Origin of the sequence: Nostoc sp. (assembly GCF_036917095.1) — a bacterium.
In the GTDB taxonomy this organism is placed as follows: domain Bacteria; phylum Cyanobacteriota; class Cyanobacteriia; order Cyanobacteriales; family Nostocaceae; genus Nostoc.
In genome coordinates this window covers 172,872-191,213 of the sequence record NZ_JBALFH010000031.1, presented here as the reverse complement: position 1 = coordinate 191,213, position 18,342 = coordinate 172,872, and the positions used below count along the sequence as shown (strand labels likewise).

Genomic DNA, 18,342 nt, shown 5'->3' with positions numbered 1-18,342 from the left:
AAAACCATTCGGTCGGTAATATTTTATTTACAGCAATTTTCAATTCAATAAACTCCCTACTATCAAAATCGCTGTAATGTCCAAAGGCGAAGAAACAAAAACCAGAATTCTTGAGCAAGCAGCCGAACTGTTTAATCAACAGGGGTATGCAGGTTCATCGATGTCAGACATTATGCGTGTAACTGGATTGCAGAAAGGAGGAATTTACAATCACTTCCAAAGCAAAGATGATCTCGCACTACAGGCTTTTGATTTTGCGATCGCTCGCATTAAACAGCATACTAGATTTGCATTACGAAGCAAACGCCACGCAGTAGAACGCCTGCAAGCAATCATTGGCGTATTTAGTAGCTTCGCAGAAAATCCACCTATCAAGGGAGGGTGTCCACTGCTGAATACTGCTGTGGAGAGTGATGATGCTCATCCGGCGTTGCGAGAACGTGCTCAACAGGCGATGAACTCTTGGCTACATCTGATTCGTCGAATTATTGAAACGGGAATTCAAAAGGGTGAAATTCGCCCTGAAGTGAGTGCTGATGAAATCGCTACCATCATAATTGCAACCCTAGAAGGAGCCATAATGATGAGCAAGCTTTATGGAGATTCAATTCATATGCACAGGGTAATTAATCACTTAAATCAATACTTGGAAACTCACCTTTAAATGTATGGTACAAATCAAGGTATATGGTTTAGCAGACAAATTAAATCCTGTTAAAGCGGATCTATCAAATATAATCCATACCTCTGCTATTGAGGTTTTACAGCTTACGCCTGAAAAAAGATTTCACCGTTTTTTCCCACTGGATAAATCAGATTTTTACTATCCCTCTGATAGATCGGATAATTATCTGGTCGTTGAAATTAGTATGTTTGAGGGGCGTTCGGTAGAAACAAAAAAACAGTTAATTCGCCTGCTAATTAAAAATATTAATGAACAGTTGAATATTCCTGTGTACGATATTGAAATCACACTTTTTGAAACGCCAAAATCTAACTGGGGAATTAGAGGCTTACCTGGGGACGAGTTAATCGTAAACTACAAAATAGAAGTCTGATATTCCAGAGGAATTACATAATAAATCTTTACAGCATCAACAAGGAATTCGGAAAATTTAACAATAAGAATACTTTTGATATTTTTTTGATTTGTTACAAACCGTTCGGTCTGTTTAGGAGTAAATATTTTAATGTCCTAAAAATTGTTCAAGTTAATTTAGCAACATTTGAATAAAAATCTATGCTGAGGATAAATAACAAGTCATTAGCTATTGCCTGTGCGTCAGGTAGTTTTAAAGGTGCATTTGCTCATGGTGTGTTAAGTGCTTTGGAATCAGCAGGAATTCGAGCCAATGCCTATGCTGCGGCATCTTCTTCGGTGGTACCTATTGCTTGGGCTGCCATTGGTGAAACAACTAATTTGGGTGTGGATTACTGGTTTGCAGGTTTACAATTACTCAAAAAACCAGATATTGGGATGAGTCAAATAGTACTTGCGGGAATTGCACATTTGAGTCCGCCCAAAGAACGATTGTTTGCACCAGAAACACCCAGTTATTTCATTGCCACCAGTGCTGTAATTTCTGAAAGTGCTGCTAACGAGACTCAAACTGAAAAAGCGAGACGTTTAGGCAGAAGGTTGTTGGTATCGGCAGGAAAACGCGATCGCAGTTGGGTGGATGAACATTTGCAAGTAGCTTTGTTTAGCACCAGCAACCCCAAAGGTGAATTGCATTTGAATGCTAGTAATTTTGAGGAAGTGGCTTATGCTTCTTCGAGGATGCTTCACGGTTGGAATATCCCCGCTTGGATAGACGGAAAGCCTTTCATAGATGCGTCCTATACCTGCTTATGTCCAGCGATCGCAATGGTTGAGGCGGGATATCAGGAAGTAATTGCGATCGCTAACGAACCAGGTACACTTTATCAAGATATGTTTCAGTTAGAACCAATTCCTGAGATTTACAAGGGAGCGCGTATCCATATTATTAGACCAGATGTTGACCCCAAAGAGTATGAAGTTAATTTTACAGATGCTACGGAAGCAGGGTTAATTGGGATTTATCAACATGGTAAACAAAAAGGAAATGAGTTTATCGAGCATCTTACGCTTGAGTAAAGATTTTTAAGAACATGAGGAGTGAGGAAAATTTCTCTTCATCACTCCTCATAAGCTACTTCTTACACTTGATTCAATACAACAGTTTATTGATGCACTAAACCTCTAACTAAAGATGCACATTATTGTTAAACAAGGAGGTATCTATCTAAACAGATGCTATGGAAATACAAGAACTACACTGTATAAAGAGATTTAAATCCATCAACTTACTTAGCATCAGCCAATATAGTTTCAATCTCTGCTAGCTGTACCACTCCTGAAAAACTTGGACTATTAATTACAAAGAAAGGTGTGCCAGAAACAGCCAGTTTTTCAGCTAGTTGGATATCTTTACTAATTGCGGGAGTAGCAAGAGTACGGTCGCGTTTAAATTTACCCAAATCCAGATTCAGATTTTTAGCAATATTTAAATATAACGCCTCACCTAGTTGCTTTTGATTAGTAAATAGCGCATCATGATATTCCCAAAATTTGCCTTGCTGATGTGCCGCCCAAGCCGCTGTTGCAGATGGCAATGCTTCAGCATGAATTGCAGTCAGAGGTAAATTCTTGTAAACCAATTTGACTTTATCTGGATACTTTGCTAACAATTGTTTCAAGGTTTTATGCGCCTCAGCACAATAGGGGCATTGAAAATCTGAAAATTCTATCAGTACAGTCTTTGATTTAGTTGAACCTGTGGTGGGAGACTCACCAATCACTGTTTGAGGATTCGTTTTTAAATCCTGTAAAAATCCTTGCTGTGCTTGCTTGACTTTCTGTTGTTGTTGCTGTTGATAAGTTTGAACAGATTCGATAATTGCCTCTGGATGTTCCCGGATAATTTGCAATACTTGCTGTTCTAACTGCGGATCGATGCGGCTAGCAGCTTGTGCAGGAAATGACCAGGTGACGACCAAACATAGCAGACCTATTGCTGTGCAAGTTCGTAGATACTGAAATAAAGGACTAAACCAATCAAAGAATATATCCATACAAAAACTCATAAATATTTTTTTATAACTCACAGAGGCGTAGTCGCTTCAATCTAATACTACGCTCCAATTTAAAATCCCCGTAATTTTAATTATGGGGATTTTATGCATTACTTTTTACTTATTAAAAAGATCCAGCAATCATCCCAGCAAGTAAAATAAAACCAATCCACACGTTTTGCCGGAACATCTTACCATAAACAGGATTAGGTAAGTCTCGCTGTCTTAATCGCAGAGACTGCCAAACCCATCCAATAGTAGCAATTGCCAGGCTAATCCAGAAGGCTAAGTGCAGATGCATGAGTACACCCAACCAAGCCAATAACAAGATTGTGCCAGCAAAGAAAATTCCAATAGCTACAGGGGCATAATTCCCAAAAAATAGAGCGCTAGAATTAACACCAATGCGGCGATCGTCTTCCTTGTCGCTCATAGCGTAAACAGTATCAAATCCCAATGTCCACAGTACAGTCGCGCCCCAAAGTAACCAAGTTGCTTGGGAGATGGTTTGTGTGACTGCACTCCAGCTAATCAATACCCCAAAACCCCAAGCGATGGAAAGCACCAATTGTGGCACAGGAAACACCCGCTTTGCGCCTGGATAAAGCAGAATTACAGGTACTGCTGCCACGCATAACCAGAAACTCAGGGGGTTAAGATAAAAAGCCAGGATAGCTGCACATGCTAGGGATACGATCGCAACTACAATCCCAACTTTCACAGACAAGGCGCGAGAAGCCAGGGGGCGATCGCGTGTTCTCTCTACTTCTGGATCGATATCCCGATCCCACAAATCATTGACAACACACCCAACCGCACTCGTAGCCAGAGTACCCAATACAATCACGCCAACTAGAGGTAAAGGCGGTTTCCCAGAAGCTGCCAAAAACACAGCCCAAAGGGCAGGAATCATTAAAATTAACCGTCCTTCTGGTTTATGCCATCGCAAAAGCCGGATAATTACAAGCCAAACTGGTTCCTGGGGGCGTTCTGGCGTCCTTAACATAGAAATCAACAAATAACTTGAGATAGATGAATTCACACATCTTTACATCTATAGAATAACGTTATTTGTTATTTGTAAAAACATAACCTCAAGTGGCAACTTTAAATATCTTTAAATAGTCACAATGGTTAAAAGCAGTAAGGTGAATATACTTAGCTTAGTTACCCTCGACCAAAAATGAAGAGTGCTGGGTATTTTTTAATTTACTCAGTGCTGAGTACGGGCTAAACGCCCCGCTACCGCTAACACTACTCAGTTTGAGCAAGTGTGTTGCAGTAAATATCAGTGCCAGCTACCCCGACATACCACCGTTTGCCATCATTTCTTATAAAGAGAGAAAAATAGATGCTGAATTCAGTTGCTTCGGCTAGCTGGGAGAGTGTTCCAACTCAACCATCTAAGCAACATCGGATTATTGCTGCCATTGACCTGGGAACAAATTCTTTACACATGGTAGTAGTCAAGATTGACCCGACACTACCAGCTTTCAGCATTATCGCTAGAGAAAAAGACACTGTAAGACTAGGCGATCGCAATCTTAGTAATGGGGAACTCAAACCGGAAATAATTGAAAAGGCGATGGCTTCTTTAGGACGCTTCCAAGAAGTTGCCAAAACTATCAACGCTGAAAGTATCATTGCTGTGGCAACTAGCGCTGTGCGGGAAGCCCCCAATGGTAAAGATTTTTTGCACAGAGTAAAAACGGAGTTGGGTTTAAGCGTTGACTTGATTTCTGGTCAAGAAGAAGCGCGACGAATCTACCTTGGCGTGCTGTCGGGGATGGAATTTCACAACCAGCCCCACATGATTGTTGATATTGGCGGTGGTTCCACAGAGTTAATTTTGGGCGATAGTCAGCAAGCACGCATTCTCACTAGTACCAAAGTTGGTGCAGTGCGACTTACTAGCGAGTTAATCGCCACCGATCCCATCAGCAACACCGAGTTTCACCACCTGCAAGCATACACACGCGGGATGTTAGAACGTTCCGTGGATGAGATACTAGCAAATCTCGAACCTGGAGAATCTCCCCGTTTGGTGGGTACGGCGGGCACAATTGAAACCCTGGCAATGATTCATGCACGCGAAAATTCGGGTGTTATTCCTTCCACTCTCAATGGCTACCAGTTCAGTCTTAAAGACTTGCGAGAGTTGGTAAATCGCTTGCGGAAACTGAGTAACTCAGAAAGGGCTGCGATTCCCGGTATGCCAGATAAGCGGGCTGAAGTTATACTCGCTGGCGCAGTAATATTACAAGAAGCAATGACCCTCTTGGGCAGTGAATCGGTTACAGTCTGCGAGCGTTCTTTGAGGGAAGGCGTAATCGTAGACTGGATGCTAACCCACGGTTTAATTGAAGATAAGCTGCGCTACCAAAGTTCAGTTCGGGAACGCAATGTTCTAAAACTCGCTAATAAATACCACATCAACTTAGAATATAGCGATCGCGTGGCAAAATTTGCCGAGAGTTTATTTGACCAAACTCAAGGTACACTACACCACTGGGGATCTGACGAGCGACAATTATTGTGGGCGGCTGCAATATTACACAATTGCGGTCATTATATCAGCCATTCGTCTCACCACAAGCACTCTTACTATCTAATTCGCAATGGTGAATTACTCGGTTATACAGAAACTGAGATTGAAATCATTGCTAATTTAGCGCGTTATCATCGCAAATCGCCACCCAAGAAAAAACATGAGAATTATCAAGGTTTGTTGACTAAACACCAGCGACAAATGGTCAGTCAATTGAGTGCAATTTTAAGATTGGCAGTGGCATTGGATAGACGACAAATTGGTGCGATCGCTCAAGTCCAATGTGAGTATTATCCCCAATTTCGGCAGGTCAACCTGCTAATTTTCCCATCTCAATCTGATGATGATTGTGCTTTAGAACTTTGGAGCTTAGATTATAAAAAAGGAGTATTTGAGGAAGAATTTGGAGTGAAATTAGTAGCGTCTTTAGAAAAATCTAGCGTTGCTAACTTGTCTTAGAAAGCGAGGTGCGTTAACGCAGATAACGCACCTGCTGAATAAAGTATAAGCGCACATATATGCGCCATTACAAAATATCTGTAACTTACACATATGCTTTCAAAATTCCTCTAGATAGATTCTCATATACTTTTTCATCATACTTTAGGATGAATTGATAAACTACCTAAATAAGTAGTTTAAAAACACAAATTAGAATTACAATAATCACTATAGTTAATAGTCTATTTAATGTAGGTTATGTTGCTATTGGATATCTAAGCTGGGAAAACTTAGGTATCCTTTTATAAAGTTTTAATGAAGCAGGCTAAATTGCTCACTTTTCTGAACTGGAGAATAATCGGGGTTCAGCATATAATTTACATATCTTAATTGTGAAAATTCATCGCTTTGGGGAGCTACGATCGATATCAAACCTGGCGAGAAAAATTTGATTAATTTACCTGTGACAATTTCTCCTGCTAAAACTGCATCTAAATTAACTTACGATGTACTGATTGAAAATGAACAAGATGGCAGGTTTAATGCAACGGTGCTAGGCTTCCCAGACTGCAAAAGCTTAGGGGCGACAAAAGAAGAAGCTTTAAAAGAACTAATCCAACATTTACAAGCTCGTTTAGAGAAAGCAGAAATAGTTACTTTAGAAATTGAGCCTCCCAAAGTCGAGCATTCTTGGATGGAATTTGGGGGTATGTTCAAGGACGATCCGCAATTTGACGAGATGCTGGCATATATAGAAGCCGATCGCCGTCAACTTGATGCACAAATGGAGGAATATTATCGGCAACTTGATACGGAGAATGAAACCAAGTGATATGGATACTTGATACCGATCGCGCTTCACTTTTTTAATAGCGGCATCCAGTTGTCACGTAGCGGATAAATGCAGTCAATCCTGAAGACATTGCCATATCTGATGTATTCGTACTAGCTTAAGCAAAGCTACAGGCTACTTTAGAGCTTTTCAATAAATGTGCGATCGATATGCTATTAATTCTTACGAAGACTTGATTTGTTTAATAGCACAGGTGAGAAAAATCATCACATTTTACTCTCTATCAAAGAAGCACAAAAGTAAGGTTTTATCATCATCAGTGCGAGAATTTAGCCGTTCCGAGTTGAGGAATTCTATCAGATATTTATCTTCCTCCTCTGGATTAACAAGTTCGTGCAAGTATTGCTCCAAAGGTTTAAAGAAAGGTGAGAAAGCTTTCCAATCGCTTAAACGAATTGCTACTTTTTCCAATCCATCAGTGGAAGCACAAATAAACTCTTGTTTTTCGGAAATAACCTCTACCTGCATTTCTTTCACTGCATTTGTTGAGGTGATAAAAGTTGTTTCATTGATGAACTCACCTTTATCTGGTTGAAACAACAGTTGATATTCTGATTCTTGGGAATGCACCACAATGAATCCATCCCCGATTTGCATAGCTGCAACCCAGTCATTAGTTGCCACGAAAACCAAAAGAGTACAAGCTAAATCATTGACAGAATAATCTTCTTTGGCTGCTTGCTTATGTAATTCTGTAATAACTTTTTTCGCAATTTTAGCAAACAGTTTTTGAGCTTCTTCTTTGGACAGTGGTTGAGAAAAGCTTTGGTCAAATTCTTCTTGTTTATCAGGATATTCATTAATGTCAGAAAAGCATTTTAGTACCGTTTCCACTGCTAATTTAGAACCAATATCCGAATATTTAGCACTGCCAGCACCATCAGAAACCGCGCCTACAATCACATCATTAAAGATGCGATAATCCCCATAATCTTGACAAACTATCCCCTGGTTTTGATGACTTGTTCCAATAGCCGAACGCGCAACAGCTTTCCAATTCACAAAATTTCCTCTAACTGGTAATTTGATTCCATCCCATAGCTGCTAAAGCTACAGCTTGCCCTATTTTGCCACTAGAAACCCGTTTCATCTTTGAAAACAGCAAGTCCTCGATTTAACTCTTGGATAGGCGCGTTTTTCTGGATTTTCAACGAATTCAGGCAATCCTACAGACATTCGATGCTCCTAAATTAATTCAACTGGTCTGAGAGATAAATCACTTACATTTTTAACTTAAAAAAAGCACTTTAACAGTAATAGCTTTTATATGTAAAGCTACTTCCGATCTGCCCGATTAAAAGCATTTGTGCTACCTGATAAAGCTTTTTATTTAAATGTATCTATCTGATTACAATCTTCAGCCTCCTGTCATCTTAGCTACACCTGAGTATTAAGTCCTTCTCTTTGAGACGCTACGCGATAGTGCTTTACACCCGCCAGACGCGATGTCTACGACGGGCTATGCCCACGCAAAACTACATAATTCGGTAAAATTGGGTAAAGTAATTTTTGCACTTGTTAAACAAAGGCATCAGTAAACCCATGCAACTGAAACTCAGTGCATCTCGACTTCCCTTCGCCCCCCTTTTGTTAATCGCCCCCTTTTTCCTATGGGGGACGGCAATGGTAGCCATGAAAGGAGTGATACCCCATACCACACCGCTATTTATGGCAGGAGTGCGTTTGATACCAGCGGGGATGTTAATTCTGATTGCAGCCGCATTTATGGGTAAACCCCAGCCCAAGGGTTGGGCTGCATGGCTGTGGATTGGATTATTTGCCCTAGTAGATGGGACGCTGTTTCAAGGCTTTTTGGCAGAGGGATTAGTCAGAACCAGTGCGGGGTTAGGGTCTGTGATGATTGACTCGCAACCCTTGGCTGTGGCCTTACTGTCGTTGTGGCTCTTCCAAGAACACATTGGTTTTTGGGGATGGCTGGGGCTAGGCTTGGGAGTCACAGGTATTAGTTTAATTGGCTTACCTGATGAGTGGATTTTACATTTTCTCGACTCAGGCGCAAATATCACAACTGGCAGCTGGCAAGATTTCTTTGCTAGTGGCGAGTGGTTAATGCTGTTAGCAGCCCTATCAATGGCAGTGGGAACAGTGTTGATTCGGTTTGTGTGCCGACATGCTGACCCAGTAACAGCTACGGGATGGCACATGATTTTGGGTGGATTGCCACTATGGGGAGTTTCATCAGTTGTCGAATCCCAGCAGTGGGAGAATCTAGGAGCATCTGATTTAGTGGCTTTGGGTTATGCTACCGTATTTGGCAGTGCGATCGCCTACGGGTTATTCTTCTACTTTGCTTCTAGTGGCAGTCTCACCAGTCTTAGTTCCCTCACCTTCCTCACACCCGTGTTTGCACTACTATTTGGCAATCTCTTTCTCTCAGAAGTCCTCAGTCCGTTGCAGTGGGTAGGTGTTTTCTTGACTTTAATCAGCATCTATCTCATTAACCAACGCGATACTTTAGCAGCGCAAAACGACACAGTTACTGTCGGCGAAATAGCTAATATACAGCAACCAGTTTTAGAGGCATCGGCTAAAAAATTGAACCCCATAGCTCTAGCAGTCAGAGAATCTGAACCAGAAATTTTGCCCTAATTTAGTTAAAGAGGAGGTTAGAGAGAAATTAATTCAAAATTCAAAATTTAAAATTCAAAATTGTATCCTTACAGGGATATTGCTACGCGCAGCGTCTCTTAGAGAAGAAAAAGGCTGGGGGAAATGAGAGAGAACACCCAATGCTCAATGCCCAATAAAAAAATGACAGTTAACATTTGGTCATCTAGAAGCTATTGTGGGATCGAAGACTTCAAAAGCACGTTTAGGCTGAAACTTGCAATATGAGGCTATGCCGTTCCTCAATTTTGATATTTACCTGTTTTTCTTGCGTGGGTTTTTACCCAAATCGCGCAAGTACAGCCACACCTAACCTAGCACCTGAGATTTTAGAACTTGCACAAGCTAGTTCGACAGTTACTGCTAGTCCGGCTGTGTTGAGATATGGTAGTCCAAAACCAGATGTGCAGAGACTACAAACTCAATTAAAGCAGTTGGGATACTACAGTGGCGTGATAGATGGGCAGTACAACGCCAGTACGGAAATAGCTGTAGCTAAATTCCAGAAAGCCAAGGGTTTAAAAGTAGATGGACTTACGGGTCTGACGACTAGGGCGAAACTGCAAGCAGCAATGGAGACCAAAAATCAGATTATTACCTCTCCAAGAGTTGCTTCTCCAAGAGTCACCTCTCCAAGAGTCGCCTCTCTTGCTCCAAGTTCCAAACCAACTGCAAAACCCAAGCCAACTGAGAATGGTTTTGCTTGGTGGTTAATATTTGCCATCGGAGTTCTAGGAAGTATTGGCGCACTTGTTTACCTGCTGAAGTCGTTTCGTCAGGTCAAGCAAGTGCAAAAGTCCGAAATATCAAATACTAAAAGTTTGAGTGAAGCTAATAAAGTCTCGATGATACCACCCCCGCCAGAAATTGTGACTGCTCCACAAACAGCTAATGCACCACTCGCCACACAATTGCTGCTACCAGAAAAAACTTCCCGGCTTGCTAAACTCAATATCGTTGACGAATTAATTCAAGACTTACGCAGTTCTGACCCAACAAAGCGACGCAAGGCTATTTGGAATTTGGGTCAACAGGGAGATTCGCGGGCAATTCAACCTATGGTTGACCTGATGATTGATGCCGATTCTCAAGAAAGCAGCTTAATTTTGGCAGCTTTGACAGAAATTGGTATCCGCACACTCAAACCGATGAATCGTGCTTTAGCAATTTCAATCCAAGATGAAAGTCCACAAGTGCGGCAAAATGCTATCCGTGACCTGACACGCGTTTATGACATGATGGGTCAAATGAGTCAGATGTTGCGCCATGCGCTGGAAGACCCAGATACCGAAGTGCAAGCAACAGCACGATATGCTTTAACTCAGATGAATCGAATGCGTGGCTTGCCAGAGCAACAAAGTCTACCGGAAGATTCACACAACGATTTACGAGAATAGAGCAGGAGTCATTCGATTTTAGATTTTTCCTTAAACATCTTCGGCTTGGTGCAGTCGCTCATCGGGAAACCCCCAGACGTTCTCTATGAGATGCTGTTTCGCGTTCGGAGAATTCACTAAAATCCAAAATTCAAAATCTAAAATTGGCAGAGTCAGGAGCAAAACAGTTTTTGATGGTTTTGAGTTCTAGTTTGTCTACTGCACCAAGTTTAAATCCGCTGTTAGCCTAAAAATATTTCAATTGGATTTGGATATTAGTGTTTGGGCCTGCGACTAAAAATGCTGCTTCGCTAAATTTGGGCGCACTTGTGCGAATTTCTGGGTTCCTGGAAAATCCAAAGCCTTCCTCTGGTATACCAAAGGCATTACTATTGAAAGTGCCGTCATCATTTTGATCGTGGAAGACAGCAACAGCGTAATTACCTGCTTTTAAGTTCTCAAAGGTAATGTCTAAGGGAGTAGCAGTAATCTTGCTACACTGCTTTTGTAAGCCGCGATCGCTAGGAAATCCCTCACTGGTAGCAAATAGACTGATACAGACTTGTCCTTTTTTATTCTTTAAGCCATCAATTTCTACGGTAAGTTCGCCGTTAAAATTTGCTTTGGCACTAAATGGCCATACCAGATTTCCCAGAACTGCTAATAGCAGCATACTAGCTCTCAATCCTCTAACCATAAAATTGTCACAAGGTAAAATAAGTTTTGCTGAAATTAAGTTTTCACTTTGATTCAGATCGGGCAAATTTATGGTGGCATTATTCGGTCAATACTCGCAAGTAAGCTGCCATATTTCGTCTCTAGATTTGTCTGTATACGCAGTAGTCAGGATTCATAATTTATCTCTGCAAAAAAAAATGTATCAAAAACAACGCAGATTTCCAAGACATATCCTGAGATAGCGGATCGATCGTCACTCAGTTAAATCTGGTTCTAAGTGTAAACTCACAGGCGATCGCTATTTTAATCGATCGGATGCACCAGTTGAGCAAAGATGCTTTGCTTACTGGCTTGTCGTTAGACATCGCCTTACCTATGAAGCACCATTAAATGAGGGAAACATCTCTCGAAACTTCCATACAAGCTTATAACCTGAGTTAAATAGAATCGTAGTGATAAACAAGGCTAACAAAGCTAATTTCCTTAAAAAAACCGAATTTAGAGTACCTGTAATATGGGAGACTTGGCATTATTCCCTATAAATCAGATTTCAGATGACTAAGACAATTTCGGATATCGCAGTCAAGACGATCGACGGTGAGGATAAGCAATTAAATGAGTATACCGGGAAGGTACTATTAATTGTGAATGTGGCTTCCTACTGCGGTTATACTTCTCAATACGAGGGGTTAGAAAAATTGAATCAGAAGTATGGAGAAGCAGGGTTAAGTATTTTGGGGTTCCCCTGTAACGATTTTGGAGCGCAGGAACCAGGAAGCAATGAAGAGATTGTGGAATTCTGCACGAGTAAATATGATGTTACCTTTGAATTATTCGATAAAGTCCATGCCAAAGGTTCGCAGCAGCATCCACTTTATGAGCGACTTACTAAAGCCGTAGAGCCAACGGGAACTGTTGCTTGGAACTTTGAAAAATTTTTAGTTAATAAACAAGGTGAAGTGGTAGCTCGATTTAATAGTAGTGTCCAGCCCAATTCATCAGAGATGATTGCCATAATTGAAAAAGAATTAGCAAAATAGTGATTAGTCAATAGTCATTAGGTAATAATTTTTGTACCATTGACTGTTAGCTCTGGACTGTTAAATTTATTTACATCCAGTCCCTTAATTGAGAATATTATCTCAATGAGTAGTTTAATTTATTTGTGTCTAATTTGTCATGAACGTTGCAATTATTGGTTGTGGTTATGTTGGTTATAAAGTCGCTCAATATTGGCAGCAAAAAAAGAATTTTGTTGTCACTGTAACCACAACTTCCCCTGAGCGTGTCCCTGCACTAGAATCAGTATCCCAAAGAGTTGTAGTTACCCGTGGGAATCACCTAGATAGTCTAAAATCAGTTTTGCACAATCAAGATGTTGTACTTTTGAGCGTTGGTGCAAAAAATGGGGAAGTTTATGAAGAAACTTATCTACAAACTGCCCAAACTTTAGTTTCATGCTTGCAGCAGGTTCCGACTGTGAAACAATTAATATACACAGGGAGCTATGCCGTATATGGTGATAGAAATGGTGTATGGGTAGATGAAGAAACACCGCTTGCACCCGCTAATTTAAATGCACAAATTCTCCGAAAAACAGAGGATGTGCTGCTATCAGCATCTAGCGAAAATCTTCGCGTTTGTATCTTCCGCTTAGGAGGAATTTATGGGACTGATAGGGAACTGTTGAAAATATTTAACAGATATTCTGGTGAAACCCGTCCTGGTAATGGCGAGGATATTACAAATTGGATTCATTTGGATGATATTGTTGGTGCGATAGAATTTGCCCGTCACTCCCGTTTGCAAGGGATTTATAATCTAGTAGATGATGCACATCTCACCAGCCGAGACTTACTAGATAGCTTATTTGAAAAATATAATTTACCCAAAGTTAAATGGGATACAACTACTAAGAGTACCCGCCCATATAATGCTTGGGTATCGAATGAAAAGCTTAAAGAGGCTGGATACCAGTTAATTCATCCACAGATGATTTTTTAGCAAGTATTAAAAACTAGTAATTATGCAAGCATCTGCTGTAACTAACACAACCAATTTGACAGCATCTCCTAGCCAGTTTTATAGCTGGCAGAATTATCGTTGCGCCTATGAAGTTCATCAACCAACTAACAAAACACCAGAGGGCATTCCGTTACTGCTAATTCATCCTATTGGTGTTGGATTGTCGCGGCAATTTTGGCAGCGATTTTGTCGCGAATGGTATAGTACAGGTCAGCGTAATTCAATTTACAACCCTGATTTGCTAGGATGTGGCGAAAGTGATATGCCTCATGTGGCTTATACTCCTAGTGATTGGGCAGAACAGTTGCAGTACTTTTTACAAACAGTAGTGCAAAAACCTGTGATTGTAGTTGTACAAGGTGCCTTATTACCAGTTGCAATCGCATTAGCACAAAAGGAATCAAACTTAATTGCCAGACTTGTCCTCTCTGGGCCTCCAACGTGGGCTTTGATGACAAATAAATCACCAGAATGGCGGCAAAAATTTGTTTGGAATCTCTTAGATTCGCCTTTTGGGAGTGCTTTTTATCGCTATGCACGCACCCGAAAGTTTTTACATTCTTTCTCGACTCGTCAACTTTTTGCTTCTGAAAATGCTGTAGATGCAGAGTGGTTGAATACATTGCTTGCAGGTGCAGAAAATCCTGCTAGTCGTCATGCGGTGTTTTCTTTTCTCGCAGGGTTTTGGCGACAGGATTATACTAGTTCTATGGCCTCTATTCGGCAACCAACATTAGCAGTTATGGGAGAGACTGCATCGAGTATTAGTCAAAAAGGTAAAAAAGAAACGCCAGATGAACGTTTGGCTCACTATCTCGCCTGTTTGCCTCAAGGTCGAGGTATAAAAATAAATGGGCGTAATGTTTTACCATATGAATCAACCGCTGAATTTGTCGCAGCGATCGCGACATTTATTAATGAAGTTTCTTAGCTGATTGATAATTAGATATATACCAGTTCTCCCATGATAGGTTATGACTGGAATTGATTACTAAAGGCAAGGAAAATTATGTTCCCCAATCGCCGAGGACAAAGAGTTCCCAATGTCACTTTCCATACTCGTCTGGACAACCAGTGGGTGGATGTGACAACCGATGAATTGTTTGCTAATAAGACAGTGGTTGTCTTCTCCTTACCAGGTGCGTATACTCCGACTTGTTCATCAACTCATCTCCCTGGTTATAACGAGTTGGCTGGGGTTTTCAAAGAAAATGGTGTCGATGAGATTATCTGTATTTCTGTCAATGATACCTTTGTGATGAACGAATGGGCAAAGGATCAAGAGGCAGAAAATATCACACTAATTCCCGATGGTAATGGTGAATTTACCGAAGGCATGGGAATGCTGGTAGATAAATCAGACTTGGGGTTTGGGAAGCGATCGTGGCGCTATTCTATGCTGGTGAAAGATGGCGTAATTAACCAGATGTTTATTGAGCCAGACGAGCCAGGAGATCCCTTTAAGGTGTCCGATGCCGAAACAATGCTCAGATACATCAACCCTCAAGCAGTGAAGCCTGAAGTAGTTTCCCTGTTTGCGAAAGTTGGTTGTCCCTTCTGTGCCCGTGCTAAGACTATGCTCAAGGAAAATGGCATTAACTACGAAGAAATTACCTTGGGTAAGGATATCACCACCCGGTCGTTAAAAGCTGTTACAGGTGCGACAACAGTTCCCCAAGTGTTTATCGATGGTAAATTAATTGGTGGTTCTGAGGCACTAGAAGCCTACTTCGCTGCTAAATAGTTTTCACTAGGGGCGCACAGATGTGCGTCCCTACAACGTATAAAAAGGTCGCCCTTGGATGATTGAGTTTTAGTAACGGCGATCGCGTTCCAAGTCATAAATCACTTTCTCCAAATACCATTCATCCGATTGACCCTGGTTCCTCTGGCGCTGCTGTTTGAGTAATCGTTCGGCTGTTGTCCCATCACCATTAAGTAAAATAAGTAAACGTTTTTGCAGTTTTCTGTTTTTCAGGTCACTGAAGTATGGCTTAGAACCCTTGCCCCGTGGTTGAGACGACCACAGTTTGATTAAGGCAAGTGATAAGCTGACGATCAGAACCACCACAATCAATCCCATACTTATTGAGAGTAAGTAGTTATCGCCTTATATTGTGTAAAAAATTTACTTATATAGCAACAGTGATATCTTGGATGTTTTCGTGATGAAACTGAAAAACATCTAAATTGCATAATCGAATTAAATCAAATTCTTGCGGCGTAGGGAACATGAGCGCCCTGATTATGCAAGGTTATTTGTAGAAGAACTTAATTGGCAATTCTCAATGCCGTATTCTCGGCGGTAACTTATACTATCTTCTAATACTTTGCACTTATTTACTTGTATCAGGTTTAAAGTCAGCAATTAACAAATCTTCAGATGAGTAGATGTATTTTTGTCCACTATTTGCTACTTCTCATATAAAATTGACTCGGATTGAATTTGCATTTATTTAAAAGACAATATGTTTGCCAGAATCCGCCGAATTGTGAGTCAATTTTTTAGTAGGTCGAGGACAATCAACAACGAACCACTGAATAAAGTGAGTTTGATTGTGATTATTTTGATTGATATTTTTATCTTGATTAATGTTTTTACAGGACTCGATGATATTAGCAGGTGGCATATCAGCCCGACCGAAGCTTATCCATGTTATTCTGAGTGGCAAAATTATCGGGCAAAAACCACTAAAGATAAAGACTATGAAATTGTTAAACTTTCATTGCCATATGAGAATAGCAATCAACTCAGCTTTCAGCGAAACTATCAACAAGCCGAAGCAGGACATCTGGGTAAGGTTTCTAAAACGTGCTTGCAATATGCCGACTACAAAGATAAGATTAACAATCCTGAAAAGCAGCAAATTATAAAAAGTATCGATCGGGAACAAGCGAAAATAAGTAGCTTTGAACAAGCGAATCGTACTATTGAATCTCAATATGACTCAACACTTTTAGAAAAAATTGCAGGTCAGGGTCGCGAACAATCAATTAATCAAGTCGGCGCTGAAAAAGCTAAACAAGCATTAGAACAAAATAATCGCCAAATTAATACCCTTAAACAGGAAATTTCTACTCTTAAAAATGAACTGCTTGCCAAACCGGAAAGCATTAGTTTTATAACATTCCTTAAAGATGACAATCAATTCAGGGAAGTCGAGCAAGGCTATCGGCAAGCATCATTTTGGTATCCAAGTATCCAGCTTGCTTTTCAGTCCCTTTTTCTTCTGCCGCTAATTCTCATTGCCTTATCAGTTCACAAATTTGCTCAAGGAAGAGGATATGGACTCGTCTCGCTAATTAGCTGGCATTTGCTAGTTATCTTTTTTATTCCACTAATCATAAAAATATTTGAATTTCTTCAAATAGGTGTAATATTTAAATTTATCTTTGATATCATTCGCACCCTTTTTGGTGGTTTGCTTTTCCTGATAAATTATGCTTATATCTTGCTGATTCCAATTATCGGTTTTGGAATTATCCAATTTTTTCAAAAATTTGTCTTTAATGCTAAAGTCCAGGCAGCTAGCAGAGTTCAAAAATCACGCTGTGTCAATTGCGCCAAGAAAATTCGACATCTTGATGCTTACTGTCCGCACTGCGGTTATTATCAAAATATTGAATGTCAAAACTGTCATAATCTGACTTATAAACATTTGCCGTATTGCAAACATTGTGGAACTTCTCAAAATTGCAGTAATTTGTAATCAGTGAAGTAGTAAAACTTTCGCCATGCTTGGCTGAGAACAACACTATTAAATTTGGTAAGCGTTCATGAGTCCAAATAGTTAAAACTGACTACTGATAGATGACATCGACAGACAACTTATAGGTTAATTGATTACAACCAATTTAATATGGAAAAAGTGAAACAAGCCAATAAAGAGAGTCAGTCGCCGCTTTCTTTTCTCATAAACCTGTTGATTGCTCGTTGGCGATCGCTCTTACTCCTCTTAATAGGAGTTTATTTACCTTTGCAGGTCTTTGAAATCCTGACAGTGAAGATATGGGAGAATCAAGCTGGCTTCCCGTGGGATGTGCCTATTCTGTTAGCAGTTCATTCTACAGCAAACCCACAGCTTGATGTTTTAGCAGTGGCGCTAGCCATAATTGGGTTGCCTTGGACGGCGATACCGATTTTAGGTGCGATCGCAGTAATGTTACTACTTCAAAAACGCTGGCGATCGCTAGCTTATTTACTCACCGCTTCACTGGGAAGTGTCATCATCAACCGCACAGCAAAGGAATTAATGCATCGAGTGCGTCCACAATTGTGGCAGTCCATTGCACCTGAGTCTAGTTTTGCATTTCCCAGCGCTCATGCAATGACGAGTATAACTCTGGTAGCAATCTTGCTATTCTTAACTTGGCCTAGCTCTTGGCGCTGGTTGGTTCTTATATTCGGCAGTTTATACATAATAGCTATTGCATGGTGTCGCCTCTATCTGGGGGTACATTTTCCGAGTGACATTCTCGCAGGTTGGATGGTTGCATTAGGTTGGACAATGGGTGTCAGTCTAATTATCAAACCGTATATAACTATAGCCAAATCCGTAGATAGCGATCGCCTTGAGGATGAAACGAACTTACTCCCTGAAGAAAGAAAGTTGATAACTGAGGAGTGATATAGCGTTTCTTAATTACATAAGGTACATCAGAGCAAGTTCCTCGCTTGCTCTTAGGGGGTTATTGTA

The 18,342-nt window shown here is 40.6% G+C and carries 18 protein-coding genes; 13 read left to right on the top strand and 5 right to left on the bottom strand.

What is annotated here, in order from left to right:
• Positions 1-76 precede the first annotated feature (76 nt).
• The 3 genes from V7L01_RS15560 to V7L01_RS15550 all read left to right on the top strand — a co-directional run bounded on the left by V7L01_RS15560 (position 77) and on the right by V7L01_RS15550 (position 2,119).
• A complete protein-coding gene (locus tag V7L01_RS15560; protein ID WP_335036160.1) occupies positions 77-664 on the top strand; it encodes a TetR/AcrR family transcriptional regulator in 588 nt (195 codons plus the stop codon).
• Between the two features lie 4 nt (positions 665-668).
• Positions 669-1,058, top strand: coding sequence for a tautomerase family protein (locus tag V7L01_RS15555; RefSeq protein ID WP_335036158.1), 390 nt, complete (start codon positions 669-671; stop codon positions 1,056-1,058).
• A gap of 182 nt (positions 1,059-1,240) precedes the next feature.
• On the top strand, positions 1,241-2,119 hold the full coding sequence (locus V7L01_RS15550) for a hypothetical protein (RefSeq protein WP_335036156.1): 879 nt from the start codon (positions 1,241-1,243) through the stop codon (positions 2,117-2,119).
• A 209-nt stretch (positions 2,120-2,328) separates the two neighbouring features.
• On the opposite strand, the gene V7L01_RS15545 is transcribed toward V7L01_RS15550, so the two are convergent.
• Both V7L01_RS15545 and V7L01_RS15540 read right to left on the bottom strand, forming a co-directional pair.
• Entirely contained in the window at positions 2,329-3,108 is a 780-nt protein-coding gene (locus V7L01_RS15545; RefSeq protein WP_335036154.1) for a DsbA family protein, read from the bottom strand.
• Between the two features lie 112 nt (positions 3,109-3,220).
• Positions 3,221-4,102 carry a 4-hydroxybenzoate solanesyltransferase gene (locus tag V7L01_RS15540; protein WP_335036152.1) on the bottom strand — a complete coding sequence of 294 codons (882 nt, stop codon included), beginning with the start codon at positions 4,100-4,102 and terminating at the stop codon, positions 3,221-3,223.
• Positions 4,103-4,447: 345 nt separating this feature from the next.
• On the opposite strand from V7L01_RS15540, the gene V7L01_RS15535 reads away from it, so the two are divergent.
• A complete protein-coding gene (locus V7L01_RS15535) occupies positions 4,448-6,103 on the top strand; it encodes a Ppx/GppA phosphatase family protein (protein WP_335036151.1) in 1,656 nt (551 codons plus the stop codon).
• A gap of 445 nt (positions 6,104-6,548) precedes the next feature.
• Positions 6,549-6,917, top strand: coding sequence for a type II toxin-antitoxin system HicB family antitoxin (locus V7L01_RS15530; protein ID WP_335036149.1), 369 nt, complete (start codon positions 6,549-6,551; stop codon positions 6,915-6,917).
• A gap of 234 nt (positions 6,918-7,151) precedes the next feature.
• Here V7L01_RS15530 and V7L01_RS15525 read toward each other — a convergent pair whose 3' ends face one another.
• Positions 7,152-7,940 carry a PP2C family serine/threonine-protein phosphatase gene (locus tag V7L01_RS15525; protein ID WP_335036147.1) on the bottom strand — a complete coding sequence of 263 codons (789 nt, stop codon included), beginning with the start codon at positions 7,938-7,940 and terminating at the stop codon, positions 7,152-7,154.
• Between the two features lie 540 nt (positions 7,941-8,480).
• Here V7L01_RS15525 and V7L01_RS15520 point away from each other — a divergent pair.
• Both V7L01_RS15520 and V7L01_RS15515 read left to right on the top strand, forming a co-directional pair.
• Positions 8,481-9,548 (top strand): DMT family transporter, encoded by a 1,068-nt coding sequence (locus V7L01_RS15520; RefSeq protein ID WP_335036145.1) that lies wholly within the window; start codon positions 8,481-8,483, stop codon positions 9,546-9,548.
• A 242-nt stretch (positions 9,549-9,790) separates the two neighbouring features.
• On the top strand, positions 9,791-10,963 hold the full coding sequence (locus tag V7L01_RS15515) for a peptidoglycan-binding protein (protein ID WP_335036143.1): 1,173 nt from the start codon (positions 9,791-9,793) through the stop codon (positions 10,961-10,963).
• 226 nt (positions 10,964-11,189) lie between these two features.
• Here V7L01_RS15515 and V7L01_RS15510 read toward each other — a convergent pair whose 3' ends face one another.
• Positions 11,190-11,615 (bottom strand): DUF2141 domain-containing protein, encoded by a 426-nt coding sequence (locus tag V7L01_RS15510; RefSeq protein WP_442936973.1) that lies wholly within the window; start codon positions 11,613-11,615, stop codon positions 11,190-11,192.
• A 559-nt stretch (positions 11,616-12,174) separates the two neighbouring features.
• Between V7L01_RS15510 and V7L01_RS15505 the strand changes: the two genes are divergently transcribed.
• The 4 genes from V7L01_RS15505 to V7L01_RS15490 all read left to right on the top strand — a co-directional run bounded on the left by V7L01_RS15505 (position 12,175) and on the right by V7L01_RS15490 (position 15,389).
• Positions 12,175-12,660, top strand: a complete 486-nt coding sequence (locus V7L01_RS15505) for a glutathione peroxidase (RefSeq protein ID WP_335036140.1) — start codon at positions 12,175-12,177, stop codon at positions 12,658-12,660.
• Positions 12,661-12,799: 139 nt separating this feature from the next.
• Entirely contained in the window at positions 12,800-13,624 is an 825-nt protein-coding gene (locus V7L01_RS15500; protein ID WP_335036138.1) for an SDR family oxidoreductase, read from the top strand.
• Positions 13,625-13,646: 22 nt separating this feature from the next.
• The gene (locus V7L01_RS15495) at positions 13,647-14,576 is read left to right on the top strand and encodes an alpha/beta fold hydrolase (RefSeq protein WP_335036136.1); all 930 of its coding nucleotides are present in this window, start codon (positions 13,647-13,649) and stop codon (positions 14,574-14,576) included.
• A 78-nt stretch (positions 14,577-14,654) separates the two neighbouring features.
• The gene (locus V7L01_RS15490; RefSeq protein ID WP_335036135.1) at positions 14,655-15,389 is read left to right on the top strand and encodes a glutathione peroxidase; all 735 of its coding nucleotides are present in this window, start codon (positions 14,655-14,657) and stop codon (positions 15,387-15,389) included.
• Between the two features lie 69 nt (positions 15,390-15,458).
• On the opposite strand, the gene V7L01_RS15485 is transcribed toward V7L01_RS15490, so the two are convergent.
• The gene (locus V7L01_RS15485) at positions 15,459-15,728 is read right to left on the bottom strand and encodes a hypothetical protein (protein ID WP_335036133.1); all 270 of its coding nucleotides are present in this window, start codon (positions 15,726-15,728) and stop codon (positions 15,459-15,461) included.
• Positions 15,729-16,113: 385 nt separating this feature from the next.
• On the opposite strand from V7L01_RS15485, the gene V7L01_RS15480 reads away from it, so the two are divergent.
• Positions 16,114-17,355, top strand: coding sequence for a hypothetical protein (locus V7L01_RS15480; RefSeq protein ID WP_335036131.1), 1,242 nt, complete (start codon positions 16,114-16,116; stop codon positions 17,353-17,355).
• A 150-nt stretch (positions 17,356-17,505) separates the two neighbouring features.
• A complete protein-coding gene (locus V7L01_RS15475; RefSeq protein ID WP_335036129.1) occupies positions 17,506-18,273 on the top strand; it encodes a phosphatase PAP2 family protein in 768 nt (255 codons plus the stop codon).
• Positions 18,274-18,342 lie beyond the last annotated feature (69 nt).